The 16041-nt window shown below is 60.7% G+C and carries 16 protein-coding genes; 8 read left to right on the forward strand and 8 right to left on the reverse strand.

Features of this window, described 5'->3' with window-relative positions; translation table 11 throughout:
- Window positions 1-25: 25 nt before the first annotated feature.
- The 3 genes from AB2N04_RS19405 to AB2N04_RS19415 all read right to left on the reverse strand — a co-directional run bounded on the left by AB2N04_RS19405 (window position 26) and on the right by AB2N04_RS19415 (window position 3348).
- On the reverse strand, window positions 26-2317 hold the full coding sequence (locus AB2N04_RS19405) for a hypothetical protein (RefSeq protein ID WP_367716402.1): 2292 nt from the start codon (window positions 2315-2317) through the stop codon (window positions 26-28).
- The gene (locus AB2N04_RS19410) at window positions 2314-2781 is read right to left on the reverse strand and encodes a hypothetical protein (protein ID WP_367716404.1); all 468 of its coding nucleotides are present in this window, start codon (window positions 2779-2781) and stop codon (window positions 2314-2316) included. The genes AB2N04_RS19405 and AB2N04_RS19410 overlap by 4 nt, the downstream gene beginning before the upstream one ends.
- A gap of 144 nt (window positions 2782-2925) precedes the next feature.
- Window positions 2926-3348, reverse strand: a complete 423-nt coding sequence (locus tag AB2N04_RS19415) for a hypothetical protein (protein WP_367716405.1) — start codon at window positions 3346-3348, stop codon at window positions 2926-2928.
- Window positions 3349-4359: 1011 nt separating this feature from the next.
- Here AB2N04_RS19415 and AB2N04_RS19420 point away from each other — a divergent pair.
- Window positions 4360-6234: an ATP-binding protein gene (locus AB2N04_RS19420; RefSeq protein WP_367716406.1), complete on the forward strand. Its 1875-nt coding sequence runs from the start codon at window positions 4360-4362 to the stop codon at window positions 6232-6234.
- Here the strand turns inward: AB2N04_RS19420 and AB2N04_RS19425 are convergent.
- Window positions 6150-6773, reverse strand: a complete 624-nt coding sequence (locus AB2N04_RS19425; protein WP_367716407.1) for a response regulator — start codon at window positions 6771-6773, stop codon at window positions 6150-6152. The two genes, AB2N04_RS19420 and AB2N04_RS19425, sit on opposite strands and share 85 nt — an antisense overlap.
- Before the next feature lie 228 nt (window positions 6774-7001).
- Between AB2N04_RS19425 and AB2N04_RS19430 the strand changes: the two genes are divergently transcribed.
- The 3 genes from AB2N04_RS19430 (at window position 7002) to AB2N04_RS19440 (ending at window position 8714) form a co-directional block, all read left to right on the forward strand.
- Window positions 7002-7304: a hypothetical protein gene (locus AB2N04_RS19430; protein ID WP_367716408.1), complete on the forward strand. Its 303-nt coding sequence runs from the start codon at window positions 7002-7004 to the stop codon at window positions 7302-7304.
- A gap of 466 nt (window positions 7305-7770) precedes the next feature.
- A complete protein-coding gene (locus AB2N04_RS19435) occupies window positions 7771-7941 on the forward strand; it encodes a hypothetical protein (RefSeq protein ID WP_367716409.1) in 171 nt (56 codons plus the stop codon).
- On the forward strand, window positions 7938-8714 hold the full coding sequence (locus AB2N04_RS19440; protein ID WP_367716410.1) for a hypothetical protein: 777 nt from the start codon (window positions 7938-7940) through the stop codon (window positions 8712-8714). Before AB2N04_RS19435 ends, AB2N04_RS19440 begins: the two co-directional genes overlap by 4 nt.
- Here AB2N04_RS19440 and AB2N04_RS19445 read toward each other — a convergent pair.
- A complete protein-coding gene (locus tag AB2N04_RS19445) occupies window positions 8682-9242 on the reverse strand; it encodes a hypothetical protein (protein WP_367716412.1) in 561 nt (186 codons plus the stop codon). The genes AB2N04_RS19440 and AB2N04_RS19445 overlap by 33 nt on opposite strands.
- 711 nt (window positions 9243-9953) lie before the next feature.
- Here AB2N04_RS19445 and AB2N04_RS19450 point away from each other — a divergent pair.
- Window positions 9954-10451 (forward strand): hypothetical protein, encoded by a 498-nt coding sequence (locus AB2N04_RS19450; RefSeq protein ID WP_367716413.1) that lies wholly within the window; start codon window positions 9954-9956, stop codon window positions 10449-10451.
- 26 nt (window positions 10452-10477) lie between these two features.
- On the opposite strand, the gene AB2N04_RS19455 is transcribed toward AB2N04_RS19450, so the two are convergent.
- From AB2N04_RS19455 to AB2N04_RS19465, 3 genes are all read right to left on the reverse strand, one after another.
- Window positions 10478-11425, reverse strand: a complete 948-nt coding sequence (locus AB2N04_RS19455) for a hypothetical protein (RefSeq protein WP_367716414.1) — start codon at window positions 11423-11425, stop codon at window positions 10478-10480.
- Window positions 11426-11665: 240 nt separating this feature from the next.
- Window positions 11666-11932, reverse strand: coding sequence for a conjugal transfer protein TraD (locus AB2N04_RS19460; protein ID WP_367716415.1), 267 nt, complete (start codon window positions 11930-11932; stop codon window positions 11666-11668).
- Window position 11933: 1 nt separating this feature from the next.
- The gene (locus AB2N04_RS19465; RefSeq protein ID WP_367716416.1) at window positions 11934-12260 is read right to left on the reverse strand and encodes a conjugal transfer protein TraD; all 327 of its coding nucleotides are present in this window, start codon (window positions 12258-12260) and stop codon (window positions 11934-11936) included.
- A 181-nt stretch (window positions 12261-12441) separates the two neighbouring features.
- Here AB2N04_RS19465 and traA point away from each other — a divergent pair, with 181 nt between their 5' ends.
- The 3 genes from traA to AB2N04_RS19480 all read left to right on the forward strand — a co-directional run bounded on the left by traA (window position 12442) and on the right by AB2N04_RS19480 (window position 16035).
- Window positions 12442-15411: a Ti-type conjugative transfer relaxase TraA gene (gene traA / locus AB2N04_RS19470; RefSeq protein ID WP_367716417.1), complete on the forward strand. Its 2970-nt coding sequence runs from the start codon at window positions 12442-12444 to the stop codon at window positions 15409-15411.
- Window positions 15412-15548: 137 nt separating this feature from the next.
- Entirely contained in the window at window positions 15549-15776 is a 228-nt protein-coding gene (locus tag AB2N04_RS19475) for a helix-turn-helix transcriptional regulator (protein WP_367716419.1), read from the forward strand.
- Complete coding sequence (locus tag AB2N04_RS19480) at window positions 15766-16035, forward strand: hypothetical protein (RefSeq protein ID WP_367716420.1); 270 nt, start codon at window positions 15766-15768, stop codon at window positions 16033-16035. Before AB2N04_RS19475 ends, AB2N04_RS19480 begins: the two co-directional genes overlap by 11 nt.
- The last annotated feature ends 6 nt before the right edge of the window (window positions 16036-16041 follow it).

The following is a 16041-nucleotide window of genomic DNA, read 5'->3' on the forward strand; positions in this document are numbered from 1 at the left end:
GGTACCGGTCGCCGGCACCCGCAGCCTACCGAGGTGATAGTTTGTAGGGTACCTCGGTCGAGACTGGCACCAGGGTTCCGCGATCGCCGTTGAGCCGACGCACGCCGAACACGAGTTCGAGCTCGTTGCCGTTGTCGGCGATCTTTCCGCGTGGGATTCTGATCTCGAAAGGAAACCTGTCGTAGGCCTTCTGACCGGTCGTCAAGGCGGTTACGCCGACGGCGTCGCGGTTCAGTTTTAGCTCACTGGAACCGTCCTTCTTCTTTCCCGTAACCTCCGCGACGATGGCCAACAATTCGGCGCGAACACCTTCCATGCAGCAACGCGTGATTCGACCGGTAACCACCACCTCTTCGCCTTCGACGCGATGGGCAATATCGCCGATGCGGTCCGTGCCGAGCATCTCCATAAGCCGTCCCGGTTGCAGCATCAATCCGGCATCGGGTACGCCCCAGCGGCTTGATACCGATCCGGCGTCGCCATCGAAGAGGAAGCTGTGCGACGACACTTTCTCGGCCACGTTCTTTGGGTTCATCACGCGCCACGACAGCCCGGACAGGACCGCTGTCACGAAAGGGCTGGCGTAGGACGTTCCGTGAATAACATCGCCCTCTGGCATTTTCAGGCTGCCCGGCCCGATTACATGAGGAAGGGCTTCCGGCTGGGATAGGCCCCAGCCATGCGACGAAAAGTATGAGGGCGCAATTTCCCCATACTCATTAAGTCCAAAGGAACCGACTGTAATGAGATTCGGGCTATCGATCCGCGCGGACTGGCTTATCGAACCCGACCCATTCGGCCTGCCGCCAACATGGAGACCGCGATCAGCCCATATTGTCATCCGACGGCCCCTGAAGATCGCAGGGTCGCCATAGACCTGAATGAAGGTAAATATGCGCCCCTCGCGTCCTGCAAGCAGTTGTCCGGGTGTAACCGCGATCGTTCCCTCTGGCACCTTGGCCGTGCCCATCACGGTTCCATCGCTCCTCACATACTCAAGAAGTCCGCCTTTGGTTCTGGCCTCGCCAAGAACGGTCAGCTTGCCGTCAATACGCTGGTAAAATTTCAAGGCAAGTTCCGGGTCGCCGGGTTTGGCCGGCCAATACAGTCTCACATTACCGGCCTTGGCATCGAAGCCGAAGACGCCGACATTTCGCCCTTTGACCGGAGTGATTTCGATCGATCTGCCGTCAGGCGCCGGAGATGCCTCAAAGGTGTGATACTCGTGCCCCATGTTACCGGGCGTGACCATCGCATAAACGTCGTTATCGACAAGTGCCTCGCCGAAACGGACATAGTCTTCCCGTGGCCGGGCATAAGGATTGCGACCGCCGCTGAAGCTCATGTTGACGAAGGTGACGCCGAGGCGGCTCATGTCCTCCACATAAGCGACTGATCGCCTGAACGCGCTGTCGAGAGCGATCTCGTAGACATATATCTTCGCGTCCGGCAACACCTGCCTCATGACGCGATAGACGTTGAAGCCGTGTTTGCTTTTCGATTTCAGTTCGGTGCGGATGAACGTCGCGTCGCGCTCGTAGGGCTTTCCACCGCCGCCGTCTGCCAGCCAGTCCCGCAGGCCGGCGAAGCCGGCGTCGACGATTGCCACCTTGAGGTTTTGCGCGCCTGCGCCGTATTTGCCGGGATAGCCGACTGCCTTGCGGGCTTCCGCGATCGTCAAAGGTTTCTTTGCCAGATCGGGAACGCCAGAAGGCGCGCGCGACGCTTTCTTGGGTCGCTCGGCGGCGGGGGTCTGTGTCCCGGCCTCCGCCGCCTGTCGCCGTGCCGAAGAATTGACGCTGGCGAGATAGCGGTCAGGCGCGACGCCCTGATGGCAGATGGCGCGGATCGCCTTTTCCGCCTTGCGCGAGCCCGACAACGGGAAGACTGCGACGATCTTGCCATGCGTGTTCGATACGCGCAGTTCGGCAGCACCGCCGAAGGCGTCCAGCCCTTTGGACTTGAGATAAAGTGCGCCGCGCCATGTTCGCCTGTCGCCGGCATACCAGACATCGGCCCAGCCATCGCGTTCGTCGTAGGCGCGTTCCGCGTCGTCGAACCGAAGCACCAGAGATTCCTGCGTGCCGTCCGTCCTGTCGAGATCCGAGAACCCGGATCCCGAAAATTGTATCTGAAACGTCATCCTGTCATTGCCTGCCTGGCAGGCGATGCGCAAATGCTTACCGTTCTCGCTGACGCTCGCCGTCACCTGGGCGCGCCCGTCGACCAGCTTGCCTTCCCATCGCCATGCAGCCTGCGCGGTTCCGACGAACGCGAGAAACGCCAGCAGGGCTACCGAAATGCTCAGTTTGTTCATTCGTACGTTTCTCCGGGAGATGAATTCAGTTCGTGCACGGGGGCCGACCTTTGCAGATGGCGCAGGACGAGGCCGTAGGCTGTCGAAACGGCTGCCATCAACGTGCCCCAGATCGGCAGCGCCCAGGGCACGATGGCAGCAATCGCGAGCATGATTGCCGACAGGTCGATCCGGGCCATCAGCGCGGTGGTGGTGATGGCGAGGGTGATCGCCACATCCAGCGCAACGGCCAGGTATCCGGCAAGGACAAACCGCCACACACCATGGCCACGCTGCCTGCCCACGCAAATCAGCCATGTCGCAAAGCCGCACAGCAGAACCGTGAACGGACGGCCGAATGCCCCGGCGTCCCCCACGAGGAGATTGAGGGATTCGACGAAAAGCCAGAAAACGACCGCGTGGCCCGCGGCCGCTGCGATGCCCGATATCCGGGCGCGCGACCTAAGTCGGGTTTGTTGTGTCATCCTTCCGCCCCCGCTCCGAAGACGCCGCAGGAACAGATTGAGCAGGATCGCGCTGAAGGCCGGTTTTCGGGCGGAAACAAAAGAGGACTATGCCCGGAGCCGTCGCCAACAGCACGAGGGCGCGTCCGCAAAAGCTGTCTGCCTTCAGCCACCGGACCGCTCCCAACACGCTTCACGCATTTTCCTGGCTGCCGCCGCCGAACCTTTCAGTTGATAGGTAGCAATCTCCTCGGCGGTCGCGGCGGCATCAAAGCGCATGGTGGCACCTTTCGCGAACGCATCGAGAAAGGTGCGAGGGATATCGTATCCATCCGTACTCCATTCCTTCTCGCCGGCATCGTAGCGCAACCCGACATAATAGTCCGCGTGCAAGCCACCTGCGCCGGCGAAAGTGATGAGAACCGGGTAGCGCTCTCCATTCACACGGCCAAGAGCCGTTCCCCAGAAATCCCTGAGCGTGAGGCCGATGCCAGCCCTGTCGGAACTGCATTTCGCCAGAAGCCAGGTGTTGTGGTTCTGTCCCTGCGCGGATGCCTCTGCCCAATCGCTGCCTTGGGGCGCTTCCACGCCCCATGAACCCGCTGAGGCCGGCGTTCCAACCAAGCCGCCCGCGAATGTGGCGAACGTCACAACTAGAATTACAGTCCGTTTTAGAAATCCACCCATTCTCAGCTACCAGCTTTCTGCTGCTTTCACGGTTACATTGCCGCAAAGCGGCGCGCGCTGACATTCGGACAGTTGCACTAATTGACTGCCCTATGACGTGTCTGATTTGTCGAGCCGTATGTTTATCGGTCGAGCGGTGGAGAAAGGACGTTGCGAGAATGCATTCTTGCCGCGGTGATCCAGCTGTAGCGAGTTTTACCGCCTTTGACGGCCGCCCCGCGCTGGCCGATCTCATCTGTCCGGTCGAACGGGGCCGCCTATGCTATGGGGACCGAGGATGGGGACACATCGCTTTCCTTTATCCCGGATCCCGGCGCGTTCTTGCGCCAGCATGGTATCAGACCTTTATGTCCGTCTGGGAACGTCCCAGCGGTCGTACTGGTTCGTTCCGGCCATGTCGAACGGCTATTGTGGCATGACGATGCTACCAGTCAGAGATCCATACTAGGAAAGTGCCAGGCAAGATGGTCCCCGCCACCTTCTGGAGGCGGATGACGTCGATGCACAGATTTATTCGCAAACGCTGGCCAATCTGCGATTTTAACTGCTGGATGAGAAATTCGACTTCATCTCGGAGCCTCCCGCCAGCGGAGATCCCGCCCCAGCCTTCATCGTCATGCCGGAACTCGGCGCGACACTCTGGTATGATGCGGTAGCTGTGAGCGAAGATCCCGGCGCCGAAAGAGATCCGATGCCCCGTGGCGTATTCCGGTTCGCCAGATGTCTGGACGACGCTCCGTTGGAGGCCTGGCCATGAGCCGTGGTGAAATGCTCTGACGGCGACATTCGATGCCGGCCTCTCACAGGAAACCTATCGGCAACATCGTGAGCAACTCCGCGCCCCATTGGCCGGCCCGGACGCGGACTTTTATGATAGAAGACTGAGCGGCACGTTGGGATAGGGGACCTGGCATGCGGGGGCAGCCGGCGAAAGACAGATATTTCGGGCGATGGACAGGCACGTTGAGGCCGGCGGCCGGTCTTGCCGTTGAGCGCGGCAAAAACTGGCGTCTCGACTATCTGTTCTCCATAGGCTCCGTGAGCTGGATCATCCATCTTTGCGTCACGGTGCTTGCCGGAGTCGTGCTGATCCAAGCCGACCCCGATGCTTGGATTCCCGTCTGGATTGTACTGATGGCGCTCTTGTCAGTGATGATGTCGGCCGTCGCGATTGCGTATTTCCGACGCGGGGAACGCCCGTCACCCGAGAAATACGGTTTCGCTCATTCGGGACTGACCGCCGTAATAGGCCTCATGTGGGGCACGGGCGCGGTCCTTTGCGCCACGTCGTCCTCGGCCGAGATGTTGACCTTCTATACGCTCGTGCTCGGCGGAACGGCGCTGGGAGCCGTCAGTTCGCAGCACATGCTCATGCGCAGTTGCCTACTTTCGATCTGGACTTCCGTTCCGCTGTTGGCATTTGCCTGGCTCGTCAATGGCGTCTCCCCCGGACCGCTGGCGACGGCGATCATGATGATGCTGTTCGGCCTGATACTGACCGTTCTTGCCGTCCGCATGAACAACTTTCTCGTCCAGAACGTCATGCTGACCGACGAGTTGGCGGCCCGCAACGAAGTGCTTTTGCGCACGAGTTCGGAATTGGCCGAGGCGCAGGAGGAAAAGTCGCGCTTCCTCGCCCAGGCTAGCCATGATCTGCGTCAGCCGATCCACGCGATTGGTCTGTTCGTGGAGTATCTGCACGGCACGCGTATGGGGCGTGATGGGCGGGAGGTTCTGCACAACATCGACCGCTCGCTGGAATCGCTTACCCGTCTGTGCCGTTCGTTGCTCGACCTTGCGGCGCTCGACGTCGGGCGTGTCAAGCTGGATGTCGGCCCGGTGTCGCTGGGCGAGGTGATGGGAGAGGTAATGCGGCAGGCAGGCGAGGCGGCACGGGCACGCAATGTCACTATTAGATTCCGGCCTTCACGGCTGTGGGTGCGCAGCGACCCGGCGCTGCTTCACACCATGGTGCAAAACCTCGTCTCCAACGCGGTCAAGTATGCGCCGGGAGCGCAGCTCCTGGTAGGTGTGCGGCGACGCAACGGTGCGCTTTCCATCGTCGTCGCCGACACCGGTCCGGGGATAGGTAGCGAAGATCAGCAAAGGATATTCAAGGAGTTCGTCCAGATCGAAGCACCGGATACCGCAGAGGCGGATGGTCTTGGACTTGGACTGTCCATCGTCCGCCGGCTCGCCGACATCCTCGGGCTGCGGGTTACACTTGTCTCGAAGCTGGGCGAGGGATCGACCTTTTCCATCGACGGGCTTGCCGAGACTCTGCCCGCGTCAGTTCCACGCCGGCAAGCTCCTGCGGGTCATGTGCACTTGCTGTCGGGTTTACGAGTTCTTGTCGTCGATGATGACAGGGTCGTACGCGACAGCACCGTTCAGTTGCTGACGCGATGGGGTTGTGCAGTGCGAGCGACGGATCGCGTGACGCTGGCAACCTATCTGGATGAGTTCGATTTTTTGCTGTTCGACCAGGAATTGGCTGACGGCGAAGACGGATTCGCACTTATCCGCAACATCAGGGCACGTTCGCTGAGCTGGGTACCGGCCGCCCTTGTCACGGGTGGCCGTACAGATCACATTGTCGAGGAATGCAGGGCAGAGGAAATCGCAATCCTTGCCAAGCCCGTCCGCCCTGCGCAACTAAGGTCCGTCCTGCTCTCTGGTGTAGCTGCCCGGACAGACCGGGATCAGACAATTCCGAATTCGGAGGCCATGCCAGCCGCCGCCGTGCGGCTCGTTACGTCGAGAGCGCGCAGTAGCGCCGAGACATGAACTCGCACCGTATAGTGCGAGATACCGAGGTCGCGGGCGATTTGCTTGTTTGAGCGCCCGAGCGCCAGAAGGCGCAGCACATCGCGCTGGCGTGGCGACAGACGCGAAAGTCTATCGGAGGGAACGAGATCGCTTTCTCCCAGTGCCGCCTCTGTCTTCACCACCACGTCGCCTGCAAGTAGCGCGGCAACGCCGGAAGCCATCTCGCTCGACGAGACGCCCTTGGCAATAAACCCGTCGGCGCCGGCGCGCATGACTTCCTCTACCATCGCCGGGTCATCGGTCATCGACACGACAAGAAGCGAGGTCGTGGGATAGCGGCGACGCAATGCGCGAATACTGTGCGGTCCCTTGAAACCGGGGAAGACGAGGTCGAGCACGAGCATGCTTGCAGGCTCTCCATCGGCTGCGGCGCGCATCAATTCGTCCGCCGTTCCGACCTCGCAGATCGCAGCCTCAGGAATCGCCCTTTGCAGGATGCGACGCATGCCATCGCGAAAGATGGGGTGGTCGTCGGCGATGATGATGCGTTCGCCCATGTCGTGCGATACCTGCTCGTTTCCGTGACATATCAACTTCAATCGCAATTGTAGCGGGACAGCTGAAAAATGGCAGTAGCACGGACGTGCTATTGGAGAGCAGTAACGTGCTCCAAGCGCCCGTTCTTGTCGGCGGCAGAGCGCCAATAGTGCGTTTGTGCTAGTTGCCACATGGAGAAGCTCCTTTTTAAGTTTGTTCTCGACCCAATAAACTGAAAGGAGAAACGGATGCCCACCCGAAACAGAATAGCTGTTGCAATAGCGGTGCTCGCCATGAGCGCCGCCGCGGCCGAATCCGCCTATGCACAACAAAGCTATTTAGGGCAGATGGAGATTATGGGTTCATGGGGCAGCATTACCATGTATGATCGTCCCACGGCGCATTATACGGTGCCGGTTCGCTTGTGTGGCCGGCGTTTTTTCGTCACTTCGACGAGGAACGACGCCCATTGGGTCAGAAATACCAAATACTATAAAGTGACCACCATCGAACATGGCCTCGTGAAGCTCATCTGTAGCCACACTATGTAGTATCACTATAAAGTGGCTACCATCACACGGCTTCGTGAAAGTCATCTGTAGCAGCAATTGACGGCACCTGATCGTCGATGCCGATCAGGTGCTATAGGACCGTCTGTGCAGGGCTTCCCATCGCAAGTTCGGCGCGGGTTGGCATTCTCTGATCGAGCCGGAGATGGAGCAGTTTCGGCAATGCTGATGAAGTCGCAAGGTCTTCTTCTGGCGAAGTATAACGCAAGGGCGTTTGCCAGCAGGCTGAGAGCCGCGTTCTGGTTCGCCGCCTTCGCCTGGCCTTGGGCGGGAATCCTCGGTGCCTGTATCGGCCTGGGCAGCTATTTCGTGGTCGGTGGCTATTTCTGGTACACGATCCTCGTATTCTCGGCGTCCAGCTTCGCCGGTGCGCTTCTCTCTCACCTCATCCTTGGCGGGTATCGCGGCTTTGTTCGCTGCGCACTGTCTGGGGGAGCAGCGCCATGGCTTGCCACGTTTTTTTGGTGCCGTCGCGACCGGCTGGGGTGCCTGGGGAACCTCGGCGATACACGAGTTCGCCACCATAGGCCCACTTTTCACCCTGCCGGGCGCGGTCTACGGCACGGTCTATTGGCTCATCCATGACGCAATCCGGAAAAAGCGGAGCGAGAACGTGTGATGAGGAAACTCCTGTCTTCCACAATTCTCCTGCTGGGACTCGGGCACGGAGCCAATGCGGGCGAAACGATCTACGATCTTTATGCCGCGATCGGCGATACCGTCTTCTTCCCGATCGTCGACACGCGGGATGGCAGGATGGTGACGAATGCCGCTGGCGTGCTGTTGAAAACGCGGATCGATGAGAAGGGACGCTTCCTCGCCTATCTGGAGGAAGGCGGCGGCTGGGCGGTCAACACGTTCAAGTTCTGGCCGCTTTCCGACGGCGGAGCCATCGCCGCCACCATGGTTGGCACCTTCGAGGCAGACGTGATGTTTGCCGACAGCTACGCGGAGTTTTACGCCCGCCGCCCAGGCGGAGCCTGGGAGGTCGTCGACCCGCCGATGGAACCGCTCGATGTCTCCTACTTTCTCGACCAGGCGCCAGTCTTCCGTCGCGAAGAGCAAAAGAAGCTATTTGAAGAGACCGCCTGGGGGGTGTTCTACGAACTGAGGCCGGATCGCGAGCATATCGTCGTCCACCTTACGGCCACCAACCGCGACAAATGCTGGCCTGAGACCATTTTCGAAGTGACCGGGCAAAGCGACCGGGACGATGCGGGCGGCCCGGAATTCTGCCGTGACGTCTATGATCTGCTGATGAAGGAAGTCGTATTGCAACTGGACGAGGATAACGGCCGTTTCGAGATCGTGCCGCTGCATCGCAAGCTGATGCTGCCGGAAACCAGGCGCTGCGACCTTTCAAGAGTCCGGGATTGCAGCCTGGCTGATTAGGGCCTTCAAGTCGCGCGGCGGGTTTGGCCATCCCCTTGCGGCTTCGCGACGCGCAAACTCCATAAGTCCCGCCAGCCTTTCGGCCGAAAGCGGGAGATTCCCGGATAGGCGCGCGACCTTGCGTTCGCCGCCCTCGTCGATGAAAGCGAACTCGGGGACGGAAACTCCTGTGCCGGTCACCACGGGATCGCCGAAAACCCCGACACCGAATTTTTCCACCCGGTCCCATCGCAGGAAAAGCCTTTCGCCGTGTGGCGCCGTGCGCCAGAAGCCGTCCGCCTGAAGCTCCAGTTGCCCGTTACGGCCCGTTAGGCCGCGCAGCGAATAGAAGCTGACGATGAGGGGAAAAGGCAGGACGAGGACGTACCAGAACGGGCGCAGGCCGCCTTCGAGAAGCGACAGGCCGTAAAGCAGGCCGCCTGCAAACGCCCACGCGACAACGAGCACGACCGCCTGCTCCAGCGGATCGGGCGAAAGGGAGATCTTCCAGTCCTTTCGACCTGCCGGGCCGGTCGTCTTCCATGTCATCGCTTGTTCCCGATACCGGCTGGCTAGGAAAAATCGCGGCTCGACCGAACGTATGTCGTCAGTGCCGCGATTCTCCCGAGCGCGCAAGAAGCCCGATCAGCACGCCTTGGGACGGCCTGGACGGTCCGAATACCTGACTTCGAAGAAGCCTTGATTCTTCACCATGTCGTTTCTCGCGCTGCTTAGATTCGATTCGCAGGCGTAGAGGTCTCTATTGCAGAGTCGAAAACTCACGGTTCGGGAACCGTTCTGGCAGCGAAGACTGGGATTGTCCCATGCGCTGAAGTTCGTGACTTGGCTGCCGTCAGCCCTTCTGACGGCAATGACATATCCCTCGGCATGTGCCGGCGCGCCGAGGCTGGCGGAGACGACAACCAGGGCTAGGAATTTAATCGCTTTCATTGTGTCGCTCTTGTTGGTTGGATATCCTTAACGGTTACCGCAACATTGCCCGATGCGGATCGCACGCGCGGCAACGCGATACAAAGTTAGGTTTGGAAGGCAGCCGAAATCCATTCCCTCAGATGTGCTATTGGTGTTCGCGAGCAGGTCCATCGCCCTCATGCGTGTCGTGGCGATGCGGCAGAGAGCGATATTCTTCAGGTGGCGATGCATAATGCCCATCCGCTTTGCGGTTAGGTCATCTGTGCTAATCGCACTTAAAAATCGAGGGTGTTTATACTCGTGGCACGATATGAAAGGTTTCATGCCATGAAGAAGATTTGTGTGGGAGGGATTTCTCTCCTCTTGCTTTTCCCCTCGGCTCCAGCCAATGCTCTGGATGGGCCAACATACGACTTAACCTCTATTTTCGAGTATGTGTGCTTCAGTACTTTGCCCCATTTCGAAGGGGCAGAAGCACGTTTGCGGCAAATGGGGTTCAAACTGATCACCATTGGCGACAACGAATTCGAGGGTCGTCATCCGTCAGATGGCCTCACCGCCTATCTTACGGCAGGAAAGCGAGAATACGGCAATTCCGGGTGCACAATTCAATCCGAGAACGCAGTCTACAATCAGACTAAGACAACGGCGCTCGAGGTGTTCAACAACATTTTTGGCGAAACTGTTTCGGAGTGGCGATACAATGGGAGACCCGCCGGCTGGAGAGCGCCGTCAGGCGAGGGGATGGTTTATCTCGATGTAATTGGAGAGGGCGTGGATACCCCTTCCGGCGTGGGGATAGCTATCGAGTGGCGCCGCCAATAGGCACGGAATTATGGCTCGCGGCCCTGCTAAAACCCTTCCAGATCGAGCGACAAGCCGGAAAGGCAGGTGTCGGCATAGTGGTCGCCCGGGTAGATCGAGACAATACGAGCGATGACCGTGTCGGCCTGAACAGGCGTGCTTAGCGAGAGACGCTGCCCGCCCGGTGCGTCGCGGAGAGCAAATCTCTCCTTGCTACCCGCCGCCTCGATCTCGATGACCTTGATCCTGCCATTGTTCGCAAAGGTCGATGCGGATTTCTGATAGCCGTTGTGGATGTTGATGGCATGGATAGTGACCTCCGGCCTGGTCTCGATCCGGATCGTCTCGCCTTCGCCATTTCCGGCGCGTCCCTCGCACCAGGCTGCTCCTTCGGGGCCCCAGAAGAGGTTCTTCGGCCCATAGGTGTTGCCGGCCTGCGGTGAGAGAACGGAACTGGCGCAATAGCTCAGGCTATCCAGAAACTGGGTCGGGCTGTTGTCCGTATGGCAGACTTCCTGCGATACGGACCTTGCGGGCCGATCCACCGAATTCACCCGCGTCGTGGCGATTGTGCAATGTCCGTTAACCGTCATCGGACCGCCGCGAATATAGTTACCGTCTTCACCATAGAGATCGACGCTGCCTGTCGCCTTGCCGCTGGTACTGTCGATCCGGTAGCTGCTGATATTCTCCAGGCGGCCCGCGTTGCGCACCTCGTGCCTGAACTCGATCTCTCGCCCGAGAGTGTTCATCGCAAATCCAGACGCAAGATCTCCCGTATCGAGATGCGAGCCGGAAACGCCAATCTGTCCGGTGGAATCGTCGTACCGGATTATCGCCCATGTGAGCGGCGAAGCCCCTGGATCGAACCGGCAATCGTAGACCGACTCCGTAGCCTGCACAGTGACCGGGTGGAAGCCAAGCACCACGCCGGCGGCTATTGCAGCAAGCGTGGCCAACGTGCGCGCTATCTGGCAGCTTATCGGATCAAACATCGCAGGTTCAGCCGTTCGCGTTGGTATCATGGAACGAAATGACGAGCCGGATTTCGGAGATCAACGACCATGAGTCCGACCAAAAACCCGGCCACGTTATGTTCCCGCCTCCAATGGTCTGACGCAACTAGCACGAATGCCCTATGGGAATTGCATTCTGCACCAGCTACCTACGATATGATCAGCGATGGCGAGCAAGGGGCCGTCCACGTATGAGGTCTCCGCGCCGCCCGCCATCGATCAGGCCCGATCCTGCTGCGGTTGAGTTCTGCCATATGCGCCTGCCGGACGCTCCATCTCGAACGCCGTCTTTCCGAGTTTCGTCCATGTATCGCGCGCATGGTCGCCGTCCTCGCTGTTGAGCTTGTCAGCGATCCAGAGCAGCGCGCCGTAGATCATGGCGCGGTCGTCTCCGGTCAGGTCCACGATGCCCGCCTTGACGACGAGACCGCCGAGTTCGATCAGGTGGCGCGTTCGCTTGCGTCTCTCGACCTGCCACGTCCGCATGTCATGCCGCGCCCGTGCCGCCTGATGCCGTTTGCGTGCCGCCCGGTTGTGTCGGAGTGCCGCCAGCGTCGCGGTCAGGCGCTGATGCAATTCGCCGCGACCGGCCCTGAAAGAACCCAGCGCCGCGCTTGGCCCACGCCTCCCGCTTTCCGGCATCAGTTGTTTCCGCCAGTACGATCAGCGCCCCGGCCAGTTCGTCAGCTGTGAGCGCATCAGCCCCGGTGGCGATGACCAGTTCGCCGAGTTGCTGCACCTTTCGCATTTTCAGTTCCCGCGCCTTGTCCTCAAGGGCCTTCAGTTCCGCGTCGTAGTCCCGTGGTTTGCGCATTACGGTGTCCTTTCGCTGTCGCAAGTGGTTGATGCGGTAAGGATAGTTGCGCAGGTGGCGGAACGCAGTATTGTTGCCGGGACGGTCTGGCACGTGGCGGTCCATCCCGAGATTTTTTCGAGGGAGGGCGCGCTTATACGTCGTTCCGACGTGCGCTTCGTCGTGCCAATGCTTGATCGCGATGGCGATCTATCATCTTCACGTCAAGGTCATTGGCCGCAAGGCCGGAAGCAGTGCGGTGGCGTCCGCCGCCTACCGCTCGGCCTCGCGGATGCGCGACGAGCGCATCGACCGCGTGCAGGATTTTTCCAATAAACGCGGCGTCGTCCATTCCGAAATCATGCTGCCCGACAATGCGCCCGAGCATCTTGGCGACCGCGAACGGCTCTGGAATGATGTCGAAGCCTTCGAGGTCCGCAAGGACGCCCAGCTTGCGCGCGAGGTGGAGTTCGCCATTCCGCGCGAGATTACGCAGGCGCAGGGCATCGAGTTGGCGCGCGACTTCGCCCAAGCCGAATTTGTCGATCAGGGCATGATCGCCGATTTGAACGTGCATTGGGATTTTGCCGAGAACGGAAGCCCCAAGCCTCATGCCCATGTCATGCTCACCATGCGCAGCGTGGACGAGAACGGGTTCGGCCCGAAAGTCCGGGACTGGAACCGCACCGAGATGGTGGAGCGGTGGCGCGAGCGTTGGGCCGAGCATGTCAACGAGCGGCTGGCTGAACTCGACATAGACGCCCGGATCGACCATCGCAGCCTTGAGGCGCAGGGGATCGGGCTCGAGCCGCAAAGCCAGATCGGCGCACCGGCGCAGCGGATCGAAGGCGAAGGCGTCGAGGCCGCAGACCGCGCCGACTTGCACCGCGAGATCGCCCGCAACAATGGCGAGAGGATCATCGCCGATCCTTCCGTGGCGCTGGACGCGATCACACAGCAGCAATCGACCTTCACGCGCCGCGACATGGCGAAGTTCGCGCACCGCCACAGCGACGGCATCGACCAGTTCAACGAGGTCATGGGCGCGATGCGCGGTTCGCCCGATCTGGTCGAGCTTGGGCAGGACGCACGCGGCGAGGACCGCTTCACGACCCGCGACATGATCGAGGCGGAACAGCGCCTGCACCGCGCCGCCGAGGTGATGGCCGGGAAGGAATTGCACGAGGTCAGCGACCGCGACAGAGAGGCCGCACTTGCCCGCGCGGAAGAACGCGGCCTTGTCCTGTCTGGCGAGCAGGCCGACGCGCTGGCGCATGTCACGGACGGGCGCGACCTTGGCGTTGTCGTCGGCTATGCCGGGACGGGAAAGAGCGCCATGTTGGGCGTGGCGCGCGAGGCTTGGGAGGCGTCCGGCTTTGAAGTCCGAGGCGTCGCCCTGTCCGGCATCGCGGCTGAGAATCTGGAAAGCGGATCGGGCATCGCGTCCCGCACCATCGCCAGCATGGAACACGGCTGGAAGAGCGGGCGCGACATGCTCACGTCGCGCGACGTGCTTGTCATCGACGAGGCGGGCATGGTCGGGACGCGGCAGATGGAGCGCGTTCTGTCCCATGCCGCCGAGGCTGGCGCAAAGGTGGCGCTGGTCGGCGATCCGCAGCAGTTGCAATCCATCGAGGCGGGCGCGGCGTTCCGGTCTATCCATGAGCGCCATGGCGGCGCGGAAATCGGCGAGGTGCGCCGCCAGCGCGAGGACTGGCAGCGGGACGCCACGCGCGATCTGGCGACAGGAAGAACCGGCAATGCCATCGTCGCTTATGACCGTCACGACATGGTGCATTCCGCTGAAACCCGCGAACAGGCGCGCGGCGATCTGATCGACCGTTGGGACCGCGAACGGCAGGCTTCTCCCGACAGCAGCCGCATCATCCTCACCCACACCAACGCCGAGGTGCGCGAACTCAACGAGGCCGCCCGTGGCCGGATGCGGGAGGCTGGCGATCTGGGCGAGGACGTGCGCGTCACGGTCGAACGGGGCGAACAGCACTTCGCCAGCGGGGATCGCGTCATGTTCCTGCAAAACGAGCGCAGTCTTGGCGTGAAGAACGGCACGCTCGGGACCATAGAACAGGTCAGCGCGCAGAGCATGAGCGTGCGCACCGATGACGGGCGCGACATCGCCTTCGACCTGAAAGACTACGACCGGATCGACCACGGCTATGCCGCGACCATCCATAGGGCGCAGGGCATGACAGTAGACCGCACCCATGTGCTGGCGACACCGGGAATGGACGCCCACGGTAGTTATGTCGCCTTGTCGCGCCATCGCGACGGCATGGACCTGCATTATGGCCGCGACGACTTCGCCGGTCAGGACAAGCTCATCAACACCCTGTCGCGCGACCGGGCCAAAGACATGGCGACGGATTACGACCCGGCGCAGAACTATGCCGAGCGGCGGGGCATCACCGTCCATGCCCATGATGCTGCCGTTGAACAGGTTCATGCTCCGAACAATGCCGTTGACCGGATCGGCGACATCATTTTCAGCGTGCGCAAAATCCGTGACGGTGCGGAGGGGCCGGAAAGGGAGACGACCGGCAGGGGAATAAGGCAGGAGATCGAGGCGGTAGCACAGGACACCGGAATAGGCCCGGAAGACGCCTTGCGCCACGCCCGCAGAATGGCGCTCATCCGCCATGCCCATGCCGTTGGCCAGGTCTTCAACGCCGAGGATGCCGGGAGCAAGGCCAGCCCCGCGCAATGGGATGAACTGGTCGATGCCCGCAAGGTGTTCGATGCGGTGCGGCCCTATGGATGGCGGGATGCGGAAGCGGCCTATGCCAAGGATGAGGGTCTTGCCCATGAGGCGGGATCGGGCAAGGTCAGTCGCGCCATCCGCGCCCTGCAACTAGAAACCGAAATCCGCACCAGCCCGGAGCGCTGCGCGGATCGTTTCGTGGAACGGTTCCGCGACATCAAACAGAGCGGCGAGCGCCAATATGCGGCGGGCAATTATTCCGGCTATCACGCCGCGCGCGCCGAGATGGGCAACATGGCGATGAGCCTCGAACGCGATCCCCAGATGGAATCCCTGCTCGAAGGCCGCAAGAAGCAACTCGGCATCAGCATGGATTTTGACTCAGGGATGAGACTCGGGCGTCAACTTGCCCTCAGTCACGGCCTCGGCCGAGGCCGAGGCATCGGATTGTAGAGCGTAGAACCATCCTATTTACCGCCGTTTCTACGCTATACTACTACGACACCTAAATAATTGTTGCACAACGATAATTCGTTGCTCTCACTGGTCTCTGCAATCGTCAGAAACAACCAGCAGGAGGCAGCACGACCATGCGCCAGCCAGACCGTATCGTCCGCCTGAAGACCGTTCTCGCCCGCACCGGCCTGTCTCGATCCACCATTTACCGCAAGATCAAGGAGGGCACGTTCCCGCCCCAGATCAGGATCAGCGCCAACGGCGCGGGATGGAAGGAATCCGACCTCAACCGCTGGGTCGCCAACCCTGCCGGATGGCGGCAGCGTTCGTTCAACGAATTCGACTTCCTCGATGACTTCTGATCGCAGCGACGACCACAAGCCGGTGACGGCATCCCGTTCCCGGAACGCCAAACGACCGCCCACGGCGTCGGAGCAGCTTGAGGAATTGTTGGGCTATCCGTGGCCATTCCCCGGCAGGCCGCCCAAGCACGACCTCAGCACATGGACCGTTACCGACGACTGGCCCGACCCCGTTCCGGTAACAGAAGCCGAGATCGAGGTGTTCGAGCGATGGTTCGGAGACCTGTTCGATGAACTCTATGGCTCATCCGATCCTTGATAAATC

Source organism: Nitratireductor sp. GISD-1A_MAKvit (assembly GCF_040819555.1).
Classification (GTDB): Bacteria; Pseudomonadota; Alphaproteobacteria; order Rhizobiales; family Rhizobiaceae; genus Nitratireductor.